At 67.9% G+C, this 15,328-nt stretch carries 12 protein-coding genes; 8 read left to right on the top strand and 4 right to left on the bottom strand.

What is annotated here, in order from left to right; genetic code table 11:
- Positions 1 to 6 precede the first annotated feature (6 nt).
- The 4 genes from pgi (at position 7) to AC3WOB_RS23075 (ending at position 4,797) form a co-directional block, all read left to right on the top strand.
- Positions 7 to 1,674 carry a glucose-6-phosphate isomerase gene (gene pgi, locus AC3WOB_RS23090; protein ID WP_013395102.1) on the top strand — a complete coding sequence of 556 codons (1,668 nt, stop codon included), beginning with the start codon at positions 7 to 9 and terminating at the stop codon, positions 1,672 to 1,674.
- A 13-nt stretch (positions 1,675 to 1,687) separates the two neighbouring features.
- Complete coding sequence (gene galE / locus AC3WOB_RS23085) at positions 1,688 to 2,737, top strand: UDP-glucose 4-epimerase GalE (protein WP_492276291.1); 1,050 nt, start codon at positions 1,688 to 1,690, stop codon at positions 2,735 to 2,737.
- Positions 2,738 to 2,911: 174 nt separating this feature from the next.
- The gene (epsC, locus tag AC3WOB_RS23080; RefSeq protein WP_013395100.1) at positions 2,912 to 3,859 is read left to right on the top strand and encodes a serine O-acetyltransferase EpsC; all 948 of its coding nucleotides are present in this window, start codon (positions 2,912 to 2,914) and stop codon (positions 3,857 to 3,859) included.
- Between the two features lie 119 nt (positions 3,860 to 3,978).
- Positions 3,979 to 4,797: an NAD-dependent protein deacetylase gene (locus AC3WOB_RS23075; RefSeq protein WP_013395099.1), complete on the top strand. Its 819-nt coding sequence runs from the start codon at positions 3,979 to 3,981 to the stop codon at positions 4,795 to 4,797.
- 161 nt (positions 4,798 to 4,958) lie between these two features.
- Here the strand turns inward: AC3WOB_RS23075 and AC3WOB_RS23070 are convergent, their stop codons facing one another.
- The 3 genes from AC3WOB_RS23070 to AC3WOB_RS23060 all read right to left on the bottom strand — a co-directional run bounded on the left by AC3WOB_RS23070 (position 4,959) and on the right by AC3WOB_RS23060 (position 8,769).
- Entirely contained in the window at positions 4,959 to 5,813 is an 855-nt protein-coding gene (locus AC3WOB_RS23070; protein ID WP_492276290.1) for an inositol monophosphatase family protein, read from the bottom strand.
- Positions 5,814 to 5,910: 97 nt separating this feature from the next.
- The gene (locus AC3WOB_RS23065) at positions 5,911 to 7,380 is read right to left on the bottom strand and encodes an NAD-dependent succinate-semialdehyde dehydrogenase (protein WP_013395097.1); all 1,470 of its coding nucleotides are present in this window, start codon (positions 7,378 to 7,380) and stop codon (positions 5,911 to 5,913) included.
- Positions 7,381 to 7,503: 123 nt separating this feature from the next.
- Entirely contained in the window at positions 7,504 to 8,769 is a 1,266-nt protein-coding gene (locus AC3WOB_RS23060; RefSeq protein ID WP_013395096.1) for a 4-aminobutyrate--2-oxoglutarate transaminase, read from the bottom strand.
- Positions 8,770 to 8,864: 95 nt separating this feature from the next.
- On the opposite strand from AC3WOB_RS23060, the gene pdxR reads away from it, so the two are divergent.
- On the top strand, positions 8,865 to 10,376 hold the full coding sequence (gene pdxR / locus AC3WOB_RS23055; protein WP_371818950.1) for a MocR-like pyridoxine biosynthesis transcription factor PdxR: 1,512 nt from the start codon (positions 8,865 to 8,867) through the stop codon (positions 10,374 to 10,376).
- Here the strand turns inward: pdxR and AC3WOB_RS23050 are convergent.
- Positions 10,362 to 11,258, bottom strand: a complete 897-nt coding sequence (locus AC3WOB_RS23050; RefSeq protein ID WP_492276289.1) for a DUF72 domain-containing protein — start codon at positions 11,256 to 11,258, stop codon at positions 10,362 to 10,364. The genes pdxR and AC3WOB_RS23050 overlap by 15 nt on opposite strands.
- A gap of 119 nt (positions 11,259 to 11,377) precedes the next feature.
- On the opposite strand from AC3WOB_RS23050, the gene AC3WOB_RS23045 reads away from it, so the two are divergent.
- The 3 genes from AC3WOB_RS23045 to AC3WOB_RS23035 all read left to right on the top strand — a co-directional run bounded on the left by AC3WOB_RS23045 (position 11,378) and on the right by AC3WOB_RS23035 (position 15,273).
- The gene (locus AC3WOB_RS23045; protein WP_492276288.1) at positions 11,378 to 13,483 is read left to right on the top strand and encodes an ATP-dependent helicase; all 2,106 of its coding nucleotides are present in this window, start codon (positions 11,378 to 11,380) and stop codon (positions 13,481 to 13,483) included.
- Positions 13,484 to 13,546: 63 nt separating this feature from the next.
- Positions 13,547 to 14,551 carry a magnesium and cobalt transport protein CorA gene (locus tag AC3WOB_RS23040; RefSeq protein WP_013395092.1) on the top strand — a complete coding sequence of 335 codons (1,005 nt, stop codon included), beginning with the start codon at positions 13,547 to 13,549 and terminating at the stop codon, positions 14,549 to 14,551.
- A 62-nt stretch (positions 14,552 to 14,613) separates the two neighbouring features.
- Positions 14,614 to 15,273: a thermonuclease family protein gene (locus AC3WOB_RS23035; RefSeq protein WP_013395091.1), complete on the top strand. Its 660-nt coding sequence runs from the start codon at positions 14,614 to 14,616 to the stop codon at positions 15,271 to 15,273.
- Positions 15,274 to 15,328 lie beyond the last annotated feature (55 nt).

Here is a 15,328-nt window from a genome sequence, read left to right as displayed (position 1 = left end):
CACGCGATGGGAAAGGCCAAGTATGCGGTTGAGGCGCTAAGGGCGAATTCCGGCCTGGCGGACAGCCCTGAGTGGCAGGCGTTCGCGCAAGCCGCGCACGGCGCGGAACTGGACGGCGCGGCGCTGAAGGTCATTGAGGCGGCGGGTCTGTGCGTGGACCTGAGCATGCAACGGCAGTCGCCGGCGCTGGAAGCCGCCGCCATGGCGCTGCTGCAGGCGCGCGGGGTGGCGGACGCGCGCCAGGCGCTGTTCGCGGGCGAGCCGGTCAACTGGACCGAGGGCAAGCCGGCATGGCATACGGCGCTGCGCGCCGGACGCACGCGGGAACAACCCGATGGGCAGGATGCGGACTCCGTTTGCGAGCACTCGCGCATGACTGACTTCGTGCGCCGCGTCGACCAGACGGCCGACTTCAACACGGTGCTGCACATCGGCATCGGCGGCAGCGATTGGGGGCCGCGCCTGGCGGTGCAGGCGTTCGGCGGCGCGTCGCAGCGCCGGCAGATCCGCTTCGTTTCCAACATCGACGGCCACGCGTTCCATGACGCGGTGGCAGGACTGGATCCGCGCCGCTGCCTGGTGGTGGTGTCGTCCAAGTCCTTCACCACCGCCGAGACGCTGCACAATGCACGCGCCGCCATCGCCTGGCTCAAGCAGGGCGGCGTGGCGGATGTGTCCGAGCATCTGGCCGCGGTCACCGCCAATGTGTCGGCGGCGCGGGCGCTGGGCGTGCCGTCCAGCCAGATCTTCAAGATGTGCGACTGGGTCGGCGGGCGTTATTCGGTCTGGTCGGTAGCCGGCTTGTCGATTGCGCTGACGGTAGGCGCGGACGTGCTGATCGGCATGCGGGCGGGCGCCGAGGCCATGGACCAGCATTTCCAGCAGGCGCCGTTCGCCTCGAATGCGCCGATCCAGCTGGCGCTGGCGGGGCTGGTCAACTGCAGCGTGCTGGGACAAAACTCCCTGAACATCGCGGCCTACAGCGCGCGGCTGTTGCACCTGGTGACCTACCTGCAGCAGCTGGAAATGGAATCGCTGGGCAAGCGGGTCGCGGGCGACGGCGCGGCGGTCGGCGTGCCGACCGCGCCCATCATCTGGGGCATGCCGGGCACCGACGGCCAGCACACTTTTTTCCAGTGGCTGCATCAGAGCGAGGACGGCGCGCCGGTGGACTTCATCGCCAGCCTGCAAGGCCATGCCGACAGTCCGGATGCGCACCGCATGCTGCTGGCCAACTGCCTGGCGCAGCGCCAGGCGCTGCTGCGCGGCAAGTGCCTGGAGCAGGCGCTGATGGACGTGGCGCACATCGACGACCAGGAACGGGCGCTGAGCCTGGCGCAGCACATGGTCCATCCGGGCGGACGGCCTTCCACCTTGATCGTGCTGCGCCAGCTGGATCCGCGCGGGCTGGGCGCGTTGCTGGCCCTGTACGAGCACAAGGTGTTCGTGCAGAGCGTGGTCTGGGGCATCAACCCCTTTGACCAATGGGGCGTGGAACTGGGCAAGCGCCTGGCCACCGGCATCGAGCGCGAGCTGGCGGTGCCGGTGTCGGCCGGCGTGGTGGACTGGGGCCACGACGCGTCCACCTCGTACTGGATCGACCGCTACCGCAGCCATGCGCAGGCGCCGCGGCCGCGCCATGCCTGGGTGCCCGGCGTGGCGGCGCATCTGTGAAGGAGGCCGGGCCATGCCGGACCTGCATGTATTGGTGACCGGCGGCGCCGGCTACATCGGCACGCACACGCTGGTGGCGATGCTGGCGGCGGGCCAGCGGCCGCTGGTGCTGGACGACTTCAGCAACGGCAGCCGCGAGGCCGTGCGCCGCGTCGAGCGCCTGTGCGGCGTGGAGATCCCGCTGGTGGAAGGGGATATCCGCAGCCCCGGCCTGGTCGAGTCGGTGCTGGCCGGATCGGCTGCGCGCGGCGCACCGGTGCGGGCGGTGCTGCACCTGGCCGGCAGCAAGGCGGTGGGCGAGTCGGTCGCCGATCCGCTCAAGTACTACGACAACAATGTCGGCGGTTCAGTGGCGCTGCTGCGCGCCATGCGCGAGGCGGGCGTGACGCGCATGGTCTTCAGTTCATCGGCCACGGTCTATGGCGAGCCGCAGTACCTGCCGTTCACCGAAGCGCACCCGCTGGCGCCGACCAATCCCTATGGCCGCACCAAGCTGATGGTGGAAGAGGTGCTGCGCGACGTTTGCAGGGCCGACCCGGCCTTCAGCGCGGTCACGCTGCGCTACTTCAATCCCATCGGCGCGCACCATAGCGGGCAGATCGGCGAAAGCCCGCGCGACATTCCGAACAACCTGTTCCCCTTCATCACCCAGGTGGCGGTGGGGCGTCAGCCCTACCTGCGGGTGTTCGGCGACGACTACGACACGGCCGACGGCACCGGCGTGCGCGACTATCTGCACGTCATGGACCTGGCGCAAGGGCATGTGCAGGCGCTCGCATACTCGGAGAGCCATCCTGGGTTCGTGGCGGTCAACCTGGGCACGGGGCAGGGCACCAGCGTGCTGGAGCTGGTGCATGCGTTCGAGCGGGTCAACGGCTGCCGGATTCCCGTGCGCGCGCAAGCCCGTCGTCCCGGCGATATCGAGCGCATGTGGGCCGATCCCGCATTGGCGGCCAGCTTGCTCGGCTGGCGCAGCACGCATGGCGTGGATGCGATGTGCGCGGACGGCTGGCGCTGGCAGCAGGGCAATCCTCAAGGCTACGATCAGGACGTGGGGACATAACCCCTGCGCCGTGTCGGATGGATTCCGCGAAACCGGCGCGAGCGGTTACAGTTGACGGAAATATTGCGAAGCAGCATTGCCCGGCGGCCAAGCCGCCGCGGCCATGCACCGTCAACGAGGCGCACCCATGTTTGAATTCAATCCGTCTACTGGCTCCCAGCAGGAGCCGCGGTCATGAGCGGGCCGACCTACAACGCGCCGGCCCATTGGAACCTGGACAGCATCGTGTCCGGCCTGCACGAGGCGCGCGTGGCCTGGCGCGGTCCGCGCGGCCGTCTGCGCGAAGACGCGGGCCTGCGCGAGTTCCCCTCGCAGGAAAGCCTGCGCCAGATCGTCAAGAACCTCTGTGGCGCCCTGTTCCCGATGCGCCTGGGGCCGATCGACCTGCGCGAGGAGGTCGAGGACTTCTATGTCGGGCATACCATCGGCGCGGCGCTGGACGCACTGCTGCACCAGGTCTGTCTTGAGCTGCAATACGTGGGCCGGCCCGAACAGGCGGAACCCGCGGATACGCGCCAGCGCGCCATCGAGATCGTGCGGCAGTTCGGCGCGGAGTTGCCGCGCGTGCGCGCCGCGCTGGACTTGGACGTGACCGCCGCCTACCAGGGCGATCCGGCCGCGCACAACGTGGACGAAGTGCTGCTGTGCTATCCGGGCGTGGCGGCGATGATCCATCACCGCCTGGCCAACGTGCTGTATCGCCTGGGCGCGCCGATGCTGGCGCGCATCGTGGCGGAGATCGCGCATGCGGACACGGGCATCGACATCCACCCGGGCGCCACCATCGGCCGCAGCTTCTTCATCGACCACGGCACCGGCGTCGTGATCGGCGAGACCGCCATCATCGGCGACCGCGTGCGCCTCTATCAAATGGTCACCCTGGGCGCCAAGCGCTTCCCGCCTGGCGAAAACGGCGAACTCAAGAAGGGCCTGGCGCGCCACCCCTTGATCGAGGACGACGTGGTGATCTACGCTGGCGCGACGATTCTCGGCCGCGTCACCATCGGCAAGGGCTCGACCATCGGCGGCAACGTCTGGCTGACCCGCAGCGTGCCGCCCGGCAGCAACGTGACCCAGGCCAGCCTGGTCAGCGACATGCCCGACTGCGGCCTGGGCGGCTGAGCGGTGTTCGCGGCGGCCGCCGTTTTGCGGTGGCCGCCATTTTGCGGTGGCCGCCATTTTGCGGTGGCCGCCATGTTGCGGTGGCCGACATTTGTAGTGGCCGGCACTGAGGAGCCTGGATGGACACACGAGTCTCTGATCTGGCCGCGCTGCGCGGCTTTGTCGACCGCCATCCGCGGCTGTTCGTGCTGACGGGAGCGGGCGTCAGCACCGACTCCGGCATCCCCGACTACCGCGACACCGAAGGCGAATGGAAGCGCAAGCCGCCCATGACGCTGCAGACCTTCATGGGCGGCGAACTGGCGCGGGCGCGCTACTGGGCGCGCAGCATGGTGGGCTGGCGCCGCTTTGGCCACGTGCAGCCCAATACCTCGCACCGGGCGCTGGCGCGGCTGGAATCGCGCGGCCGCGTCTCGGTGTTGGTGACGCAGAACGTCGATGGCCTGCACGAGGCCGCCGGCAGCCGCGAGGTCGTGGACCTACACGGCCGGTTGGACGAGGTGCGCTGCATGGCCTGCGATTGGCGCGGCGGCCGCCAGGCCTGGCAGGAGGCGCTGCAGGACGGCAATCCGGACTGGATGCTGCTGGATGCTTCCGATGCGCCTGATGGCGACGCCGATCTGGAAGGCGAAGACTTCGCGCGCTTCAAGGTGCCGCCCTGTCCCCGCTGCAGCGGCGTGGTCAAGCCCGACGTGGTGTTCTTTGGCGAAACCGTGCCGCGCGAGCGGGTGGATCGCGCCAATGCCGGCCTCATGAACGCTGACGCGGTGTTGGTGGTGGGCTCTTCATTGATGGTGTATTCGGGCTACCGTTTCGTCTCCGCGGCCTCGCGCAATGGCATGCCGATAGCGGCCATCAATCTGGGACGCACCCGCGCCGACAGCATGCTTACCCTCAAGGTGGAACTGCCTTGCGCCGAGGCGCTGGACGCGTTGTAAAGCGGCCTGCGGCCGGCCGGTTTTTGACCGGTCTAAGCAAGTGCTTGGCCTGAAAAGGTTTTTTTCCGCTGTTACAGACCTTTCCATAGGGTTGTCCACAGGAACTGTGGATAATTCCTAGGGATAACCCCGAGTTTTTGAACGTTCCCGGGGGCGATCTGTCAAGTCTCGCTGACTTCCGCCATGTCCCCCATTAGCGCTTTTCGAGCCGCGTGCCAGCTGCCGGCGTCCGGCGCGTACAGCAGGCCGCCCGTGCGGTGCGTGGGCTTGTAGGGGGAGCCGTCGAAGTGCGCGGCGTAGCCGCCGGCTTCGCGGTGCAACAGCCAGCCGGCCGCGTGATCCCAGGCGGTCAACTGGTTGTACAGCGCGACATGGCAGTGGCCCGCGGCCAGCATGCGGTATTCATGCGCGGCGCAGCGCAGCGAGCCGGTGCTGCCCAGCCGCGACAGATTGCTGTTGACGGTCGTGCGCAGTGGCTCGGGCAAGGCGCCGGTCGAGATCAGGCCGTCCATGTCGTCGGGGGGCGCGGGGCTGGCCACCGCGAGCGGGACCTGCTTGCCGTTTTCATATTCCATCCAGGCGCCTTCGCCGCGCACGGCCAACGCGCTGTCGCGGCTGACCGGGTCGTAGATGACGCCCGCGATCACGTCGCCGCGGTGGCAGGCGGCGATCATCATGCCGAACAAGGGCAGTCCCGCCACGTAGTTGCGGGTGCCGTCGATGGGGTCGATCAGGAACGCCAGGTCGGCGTCGACCAGCATGTTCAGCAGGGCGGGATTGCGCGCCGAGGCTTCCTCGCCGATCAGCACGGCGCCCGGATGCAGCTTGGCCAGGCGCGCCGCGATCAGGCGCTCGGCGGCTTCGTCCGCGTCGGTCACCAGGTCCCGGGCGGAGCTTTTGCCGCGCACCGCCCCTTCCGGCAGATTGCGAAAGCGCGGCATGACTTCCGTCTGCGCCGTTTCGGCCAGGATGGCGGCAAGCCGGCGGGTGTCCTCGCGGGTAAAGGTTCTGCTCATACGGGCTCGTTCGTTCGGGGAACGCGCAAATCTACCACGCCGGACGCGGGGCGGGATGCAACATATCGGACTCCCGGAAACCCGCGCGAGGGGCCGTTCAGGCGCCCAGGTCCACGCAGAGGTACTTGATCTCCAGGTACTCTTCGATGCCGTACTTGGAGCCTTCGCGGCCCAGGCCGGATTGCTTGACGCCGCCGAAGGGGCCGACTTCGTTGGAGATGATGCCGGTGTTGATGCCGACGATGCCGTACTCCAGCGCTTCGGACACGCGCCAGATGCGGGCGTAGTCGCGGGTGAAGAAGTAGGCGGCCAGGCCGAAGATGGTGTCGTTGGCCATGCCGATGACTTCCTGTTCCGTTTCGAAGCGGAACAGCGGGGCCACCGGACCGAAGGTTTCCTCGGTCGCGAAACGCATGGACTGGGTCACGTCGCGCACCACGGTCGGTTCGAAGAAGGTGCCGCCCAACGCATGCGGCTTGCCGCCGGCGATCACCTTGGCGCCATGCGACGTCGCGTCGGCGATGTGCTCCTGCACCTTTTCCACGGCGCTGCTGTCGATCAGCGGGCCCTGGGTCACGCCGTCGGCGAAGCCGTCGCCGACCTTCATGGCTTCGACCTTGGCGACCAGGCGCTTGGCGATCTCTTCGTAGACGCCGGCCTGCACGTAGATGCGGTTGGCGCAGACGCAGGTCTGGCCGGCGTTGCGGTACTTGGAGGCCAGGATGCCGTCGACGGCGCGGTCCAGGTCGGCGTCGTCGAACACGATGAAGGGCGCGTTGCCGCCCAGTTCCAGCGACAGCTTCTTGATGGTGGGCGCGCATTGTTCCATCAGCGTGCGGCCGACTTCGGTGGAGCCGGTGAAGCTCAGCTTGCGCACCACGTCGCTTTCGCACAGGGCCGCGCCGATTTCGCGCGAGCTGCCGGTGATGACGTGGAACACGCCCGCGGGCACGCCGGCTTCTTCAGCCAGCACGGCCAGCGCCAGCGCGGTCAGCGGCGTCTGTTGGGCGGGCTTGACCACCATGGTGCAGCCGGCGGCCAGGGCCGGGCCGACCTTGCGCGTGATCATCGCGGCCGGGAAGTTCCACGGCGTGATGGCGGCGGTGACGCCGATGGGCTGCTTGAGCGCCATCAGGCGCTGGCCGGCCTTGGGGCTTTGCAGGATGTCGCCGTCGATGCGCTTGGCCTCTTCGCCGAACCATTCCAGGAACGAGGCGGCATAGGCGATTTCGCCGGCGGCTTCGGTCACGGGCTTGCCCTGCTCGGAGGTCATGATGGCGGCCAGGTCCTGCTGGTGCTGCATCATGAGCTGGGCCCACTTCAGCAGGATCGCGGCGCGTTCCTTGCCGGTCTTGGCGCTCCAGGCGGGCAGGGCGGCTTCGGCGCTGGCGATGGCCTGTTCGGCTTCCTTGCGGCCCAGCTTGGGCACGGACACGATGGTCTTGCCGGTGGAGGGATTGTCCACGGGGATGGACGGGCCGTTGCCGGCGGCTACCCATTTGCCGTCGATGTAGCAGGCGTCGCGCAGCAGGTCGGGGCGCGCCAGGGGATGAGTCAGTGCGGTCATTGTTGCAGTCTCCTTGAAGGGAAGCGGTGGGCCAGGAAACGTTTACGGGCGTGGCGGATAACCCGCTACGCCCGCAAAACTTGTGCCTGCCCGCCGAAATACCGGTAGTTCAGGCCCTGTGCGTCAGGCGGCAAGCGCCTCGGACAGGATGGCCAGCGCGCGATCGAACTGGGCGTCGGGGATGGTCAAGGGGTACAGGAAGCGCAGGACGTTGCCGTACACACCGCAGCTTAGCAAAATCAGACCCTTTTCGATGGCACGGGCTTGCACGCGCTTGACCGCTTCCGCGTCCGGCTTGCCGGTGGCGGGATCGTTCAGTTCCAGGGCGACCATGGAACCCAGGCCGCGCACGTCGGCGATGCCCGGAACCTTGGCGCGCAGGCCTTCCAGATGCGCGCGCAGCTTGTCGCCCAGGGCGTCGGCGCGTTCGCACAGCTTTTCCTCGGCGATCACGTCCAGCACGGCATGCGCCGCGGCGACCGCCAGCGGGTTGCCGGCGTAGGTGCCGCCCAGGCCGCCGGCGGCGGGTGCGTCCATGACGTCGGCGCGGCCGACCACGCCCGATATCGGGAAGCCGCCGCCCAGGCTCTTGGCCATGGTGATCAGGTCGGCCTGGACCGAGTGGTGCTCCATGGCGAACAGCTTGCCGGTGCGGCCGAAGCCGGTCTGGACTTCGTCGGCGATCAGCAGGATGCCGTGCTCGTCGCAGACCTTGCGCAGCGCCGTCATCAGCTCGGGCGGGGTGATGTTGAAGCCGCCTTCACCCTGCACCGGTTCGATGATGATGGCCGCAACGCGCTTGGGATCGATGTCGCACTTGAACAGCAGGTCCAGCGCCTTGAGCGAGTCCGCCACGCTGATGGACTGGGTGGCGTTGGGGAAGGGCACGTGATAGATGTCGCCGGGCATCGGGCCGAACGACAGCTTGTACGGGGCGACCTTGCCGGTCAGCGCCATGCCCAGCATGGTGCGGCCGTGGAACGAGCCCGAGAAGGCGATGACGCCCGAGCGGCCGGTGGCCGAACGCGCGATCTTGACGGCGTTTTCGACGGCTTCCACGCCGGTGGTGAAGAAGGCGCTCTTCTTCAGGCCGTCGATGGGGGCGAGGCGGTTGATGCGCTCGGCCAGCGAGACATAGCCTTCGTACGGCACGATCTGGTAGGCCGTGTGCGTGAAGTTGTCCAGCTGCGCGGCAACGGCGGCCTTGATCTTCGGGTGCAGGTGGCCCGTGTTCAGGACGGCGATGCCGCCTGCGAAATCGATGTATTCCTTGCCATTGGCGTCCCACAGGGTGGCGTTTTCGGCGCGCACCGCGTAGAAGTCGCACATGACGCCGACGCCGCGCGGCGTGGCCAGGGAACGGCGGGTATTCAGGTCCTGATTCTTCATCTCAGCCTCTGCGAGCATGATGGGCGGGAAAACCTTATTTAATGCTACGATGGCCCCACTTGTGGGAACCACTTTTATAAATCAGGTAGAACCAATTGCGGTCCATCGTCGGTGACTTGCTGCAGCTGCGGCTGGCGGACGGCTCCAGCGAGCCCATGAACAAGCGGCTGTACCGCGGCATCCGGGAAGCCATCCTGGACGGAGCCATTGCCGCGGACTCGCGCCTGCCCGCCTCGCGCGACCTGGCGGCCGAGCTCGGCATCGCCCGCAACACGGTGGTCCATGTCTACAGCCAGCTGCTGGCCGAAGGCTATACCCGCAGCCGCCAGGGCAACGGCACCTTCGTCAACGCCTCGGTCCCGGATTCCTACCTGGCCAGCGGCCGGCGCAAAAGCCAGCCGCCGCCGGCGCAAGCGCGCCCGGCATTGTCGCCGCGCGGCGCCGCCATCGTCGACGGCGTTTCGGCCTCGCCCTACCAATGGGGCGCCTTCATGCCCGGCGTGCCGGACCTGACCGAGTTCCCGCACAAGAAGTTCGGCCGCATTTTCAGCGCCTTGTGGCGCAATCCCTCGCCCGACCTGCTGACCTACGCTTACGGCGGCGGGCTGCCCGCCTTGCGCGAGGCGCTGGCGCAGCATCTGGCGCTGACCCGCTCGATCGATTGCGATCCCGAGCAGATCATCATCACCGAGGGCTCGCACCAGGCCATCGACCTGACCACCCGCATCCTGGGCGAGGCCGGCGAGACCGCCTGGGTCGAGGATCCGGGCTACTGGGGCGCGCGCACCGTGCTGCAGGCCAATGGCCTGCATACCGTGCACCTGCCGGTGGACGAGGAGGGCATGCGCCTGCCGGAGACCGTCGGCACGCCGCCGCGCTTCATCTTCGTCACGCCCTCGCACCAGTATCCGCTGGGCCCGGTCATGTCGCTGACGCGCCGGCGCCAATTGCTGGCGGTGGCGCGGCAAAGCGGCAGCTGGATCATCGAAGACGATTACGACAGCGAATTCCGCTTCTCCGGTCGGCCCATCGCCTCGCTGCTGGGGCTGGAGCCGGACGCGCCCGTGATCTATATGGGCACCTTCAGCAAGACCCTGTACCCGGGCTTGCGCGTGGGCTATCTGGTGCTGCCCAAGACCCTGACCGCGGCGTTCCAGGCGGCGCACGCCGAGCTGTACCGCGAAGGGCATCTGATGACGCACGCGGCCCTGGCCACGTTCATCTCGGAAGGCCACTACGCCGCCCACATCCGCCGCATGCGCATGCTGTACGGGCGCCGTCGCGCCATGCTGGTCAACCTGATCGAACGGCGGCTGGGACCCGACTGGCTACATCGCGACGCCAGCATGGCGGGGCTGCACCTGGTGTTGACGCTGCCCGAGGACATGGACGACCTGCGGGTGGTGGACGTCGCGCGCGGCAAGGGGGTGCTGACGCGCGCGCTGTCGCGCTATTACGTCAACGACGAGGGCCGCCGGCCCGGTCTGCTGTTGGGCTACGCCTGCGTGCCCGAGCACGACATCGCGCGCAAATTCGAAGTGCTGCTGGAAAGCCTGAACGAAGTGGCGCGCGCGCCCGCGGCGCTGGCGGTGTCAGGCGGGCGCTAGCGCCGCCGCGAAGGCCGCAGCGTTGCGCATGCCCTGATCTTCAAAGTTGGTGTTGAAGACCGCGTGCGCCTGTGCGCTTTGCGCCGCCAGCCGGGAGAAGCGCTCGGCCAGTTCGGCCAGTTCCTGTTCCGAGTATTCATATTGGAAGCGCCCCGAGGAGGCGGCGCCGGACACGTTCCAGGTGGCCGTGTTGCGCCCATGCAGGCGCAGCAGTGTCAGTTCCGGGTGAGTGCATTCCCAGACTGCGGGCACGGTGTTCTCAAAGCCTTGCGGGCTGTCCACCACGGTATGCGCCACCCCCAGCTCGCGCTCAAAGGCCAGCGTGTCCGCGGTCGCCGAGGGCGACTCGAACCAGCTGCGGTGGCGGAACTCTACCGAGACCAGATGGTCCTCCATACGCCGGGCGCAGTCGGCGACCCGTGTCCGGCCGCGCGCGTCGCGGCGGATCCAGGGCGGAAACTGGAAATGCACCGCACCCAGCTTGTCCGCCATGCGCAAGGGTTCCAGCGCAAGCTGGTAGCGGCGCCAGAGTTCGTCGCGCAGGTCCGCAGGCATCCGGTCGTGGTAGATGACGGGCTCGGGCCAGTCCGGCAGCTCGCGCCGGATGTCCGCCGGCAGAGAGGAAAGCGGCGTCTGATGGCCGGTGAACAGCCGGAAGGCCTTGATATTGAAGACGAAATCTTCAGGCGTGCGCTGTGTCCAGAGATAGGCGTTTTCGGCCGTGGGCATGGCGTAGTAGCTGGAATCGACCTCGGCCATGGGGAAGCGCGAGGCATAGAAGCGCAGCCGCGCTTCGGCGCTGCGGACCTCCGGCGGGTAGAAGCGGCCGCAGGCCAGCAGGGTGGGGTCGGTCCAGGAGGCGGTGCCGGTCAAGAGGCGCATGGCCACAGGTGAATCAGACTTTATTGAAAAAATTCTGTATAAATATACAGTGTTCATCCGAAGCCCGGCAATGTCCGGGCTCGCCGTTTTCAGCGGCTGCCATGCTGCGGCCCCGCCCCATGTCCGACCAAACCGATACGTCCTCCCCGTCCGCCGAACGCCCCGATCCCCTGGCCGATCTCAATCCCGCCCAACGCGAGGCCGCCGAGTTCGGCGTGGCTGGCGCGCCGGGGGACGACGGCCCTTTGCTGGTGATCGCCGGGGCCGGCTCGGGCAAGACCAATACGCTGGCCCACCGGGTGGCGCACCTGATTCTCAACGGCGCCGATCCGCAGCGCATGCTGCTCCTGACCTTTTCGCGCCGCGCGGCGTTGGAAATGGAGCGGCGCGTGGGCTCGGTGCTGCAGCGGGTGATGCGGCTGCGCGCCACGCAGCAGGCGCCGTCGCTGCCCTGGGCCGGCACCTTCCATGCCATCGGCGCGCGCCTGCTGCGCGATTGCGCGCAACGCATCGGGCTGTCCGAAGCCTTCACCATCCATGACCGCGGCGACGCCGAGGACCTGATGGGCATGGTGCGCCACGAGCTGGGGCTGTCGTCCACCAAGTCGCGCTTTCCGCTCAAAGGCACCTGCCTGGCCATCTATTCGCGCGTGGTCAACAGCCAGACGCCGGTGGCCGACGTGCTGAAGACGGCCTTCCCCTGGTGCGCGCAATGGGAGGACGAACTCAAGAACCTGTTCCGCGCCTACGTCGCGGCCAAGCAGGACCAGCAGGTGCTGGACTACGACGATCTGCTGCTTTACTGGGCCGAAATGATGGGCGATCCCGGCATCGCGGCCGACGTGGGGGCGCGCTTCGACCACGTGCTGGTCGATGAGTACCAGGACACCAACCGCCTGCAGTCCGCCATCCTGATGGCAATGAAGCCCGATGGCCGGGGCCTGACGGTGGTGGGCGACGACGCCCAGTCGATTTATTCGTTCCGCGCGGCCACGGTGCGCAACATCCTGGATTTTCCAGGGCAGTTCCCCACGCCGGCGCGCGTCATCACGCTGGACCGCAACTACCGCTCGACGCAGCCCATCCTGAACGCGTCCAACGCCGTGATCGGCCTGGCCTCGGAGCGCTACGCCAAGGATCTGTGGACCGACCGCAAGTCGTCCCAGTTGCCCGAACTGGTGACGGTCAGCGACGAAGCCGGCCAGGCGCGCTGGGTGGCCGACCAGGTGCTGGCGCAGCGCGAAGGCGGGGCCACGCTCAAGTCGCAGGCGGCGCTGTTCCGCACCGCCAGCCACAGCGCCGCGCTGGAACTGGAGCTGACCCGCCGCAACATCCCCTTCGTGAAGTTTGGTGGCCTGCGCTTCCTGGAGGCCGCGCACGTCAAGGACCTGCTGTCGCTGCTGCGCTGGGCGGAGAATCCGCGCGGCCGCATGGCGGGCTTTCGCGTGGCGCAATTGCTGCCCGGCATCGGCCCGGCCACTGCCGGCAAGCTGATGGACGCCATGTCGGCCTCCGCCGAACCCCTGCGCGCCTTGCGCGAGTTCAAGCCGGGCGCGGCGGCGCAGGGCGAGTGGGGCGCTTTCGCCGACACCTACGCGGCGCTGTGCGATCCCGCGCTTAAATGGCCTGCCGACGTGGACCTGGCTCTGCGCTGGTACGGCGCGCAGCTGGAGCGCCTGTACGACGATGCGCGCGTGCGCCGCGCGGACCTGGACCAGTTGGCGCGCATCGCCGCGGGTTACGGCACGCGCGAACGCTTCCTCACCGAACTGACGCTGGACCCGCCGGACGCCACCAGCGACGAGTCCGGCGCGCCGCATCGCGACGAGGACTACATGATCCTGTCCACCATCCATTCCGCCAAGGGCCAGGAATGGAAGGCGGTCTACGTTTTGAACGTGGTCGACGGCTGCATCCCGTCCGACATGAGCACCGGCACCGCCGAGGAAATCGAGGAAGAACGCCGCCTGCTGTACGTGGCCATGACGCGCGCCAAGGAACGCCTGCAGCTGATCGTGCCGCAGCGCTTCTACGTGCACCAGCAGACCGGCATGGGCGACCGGCACGTCTACGGATCGCGCACGCGCTACATCACCAATGCGATGCTGCCGCTGTTCGATCACTTGCCGAAGCCGCCGGATTTGCCCGAAGGGCGCGGCGTGCCCAAGGAACCGCAGGCGCCCAGCGTGGACGTGGCCAAGCGGGTGCGCAACCTGTTCTCCTAGGCTGGGCTATCATCGCCCGATATATAAGCTGTCCGGCAGGGATCGCATTGCTAAAGGGTGTTTATGGCTACTGAAGAACATGCCGCCGACGACTCGAAGAGGGAAGTCGTCGCATCGATCGCCTACGTGAACGGACGGCGGGACCGCGAGGTCCCGATCGACGAAGTCGCCCAGTACGTCAGCCAGGACCACGGCATGCTGTGGATCGGCTTGCGCAATCCGCGCCCGGAAATGCTGGCCAAGGTGGCCAGCGAACTCGGCGCCTGCGATAAGAACCAGGAAGAAATGCTGGAGTCCCACCGGCGGCCGAAGATCATCGACTACGGCAACATGATCCTCATCGTCGCCATCACGGTGGAGGTCGAGGCCGAGCGCCCCATCTTCGGCGAGACCCAGTTCCTCATCGGCGACGGCTTCCTGGTCACGGTGCGACGCGGCGCCACCGCCGGCCACAGCCCCTTGCGCGAACGGCTGGAAGCCTCGCCCGACCTGCTCAAGCGCGGCAGCGACTATGTGGCTTCGGAACTGCTGGACTGGCTGGTGGACCGCTATGTCGCGGCGGCCGGCAAGATCGAATCCGTGGTCGAGGGCGCCGAGCAGAAGCTGCTGATCCGCGGCGCCAAGGACTCGGACATCCGCAGGCTGTACCGCCAGCGCCGCGACCTGCTGCGCATCCACACCGTGGTGTCGCCGCTGGCCGAGATCTGCCGCCGCCTGGCGCGGGTCGAGATGTCGGCGGTGGACGAGCATGCCCGTCCGTATTTTGGCGAAGTGGCCGACCGCGTGCTGCGCGTGGACGAACTGTTCAACTCGCTGCGCGAATCCCTGGCCTTCGCCTTTGAAGCCAGCCTGATGATAGGCCAGGCGGCGCAGAACGACACCACCCGCAAGCTGGCCTCCTGGGCCGCCATCCTGGCGGTGCCCACCGCCATCGCCGGCATCTACGGCATGAACTTCGAATTCATGCCCGAACTGAAATCGCCCTGGGGCTATCCCGTCACGCTGGGCGTCATTATCTCGATCTGTTCGGTCCTGTATTGGCGCTTCCGCAAGTCGGGCTGGTTGTAGCACGGCTTTGCGCGCTGCCTTTATGGCAAACTGCCTGCGTTTTCCTACCTGGAGCGCTGGCGGTGCGTGGCAAACCTAACTTTCGCGGCGGCAGCAAGCTGACCGCCCTGATCGTCGCCCTGATACTTGCGGCGGCGGGCGCCATCGTCAATTGGCTGCAGCCTTCGGGGAAGCAGGGCCAGGACCGGACCGAACGTCCGACTTCCTCAACCCAGGGCCGGCCGGGCGCGACGCTGGCTGGCGACATCCCGCAGGGCAGCTACACGCTCACGGGCACGATCGTGAACGTGGCCGATGGCGATACCGTGACCCTGCGCGCGCCCGACGGCCAGCACCGTATCCGCATGGACAGCATCGACGCGCCCGAGGAAGGCCATGGATCCGACCAGCCCGGGCAGCCCTATGCCGAGGCCGCGCGCAAGAACCTGGCCAGCCTGGTCGCCGGCAAGACGCTCACCGCGCAGTGCTACGAGAAGGACCAGTACGGCCGGGAAGTCTGCGCCCTGATCCTGGACGACGGCCTCTCGGCCAACCGCCTGCAAGTGGAAGCCGGCTACGCCTGGGCCTACACCGCGCGCCAGGGCGACTACCTGCGCGACAAGGCCATGCCGGACCTGCAGCGCCAGGCCAAGGCGGCCGGGCGCGGCCTGTGGGCGCAGCCCGGCGCCATGCAACCCTGGAAGTGGCGCTACGACTGCTGGCGGCAGCGCCAGTGCGGCTGAGGCCGCGGGGGCTGGGCCGCGCAGCCGCTCGTGCGCGCAAGCGGCCCTGGGGGAT

It is taken from the genome of Achromobacter sp. FW305-C-30-7 (genome assembly GCF_058783105.1).
The sequence above is the reverse complement of the archived record's forward strand: the minus strand, read 5'-3'. Positions and strand labels throughout refer to the sequence as shown.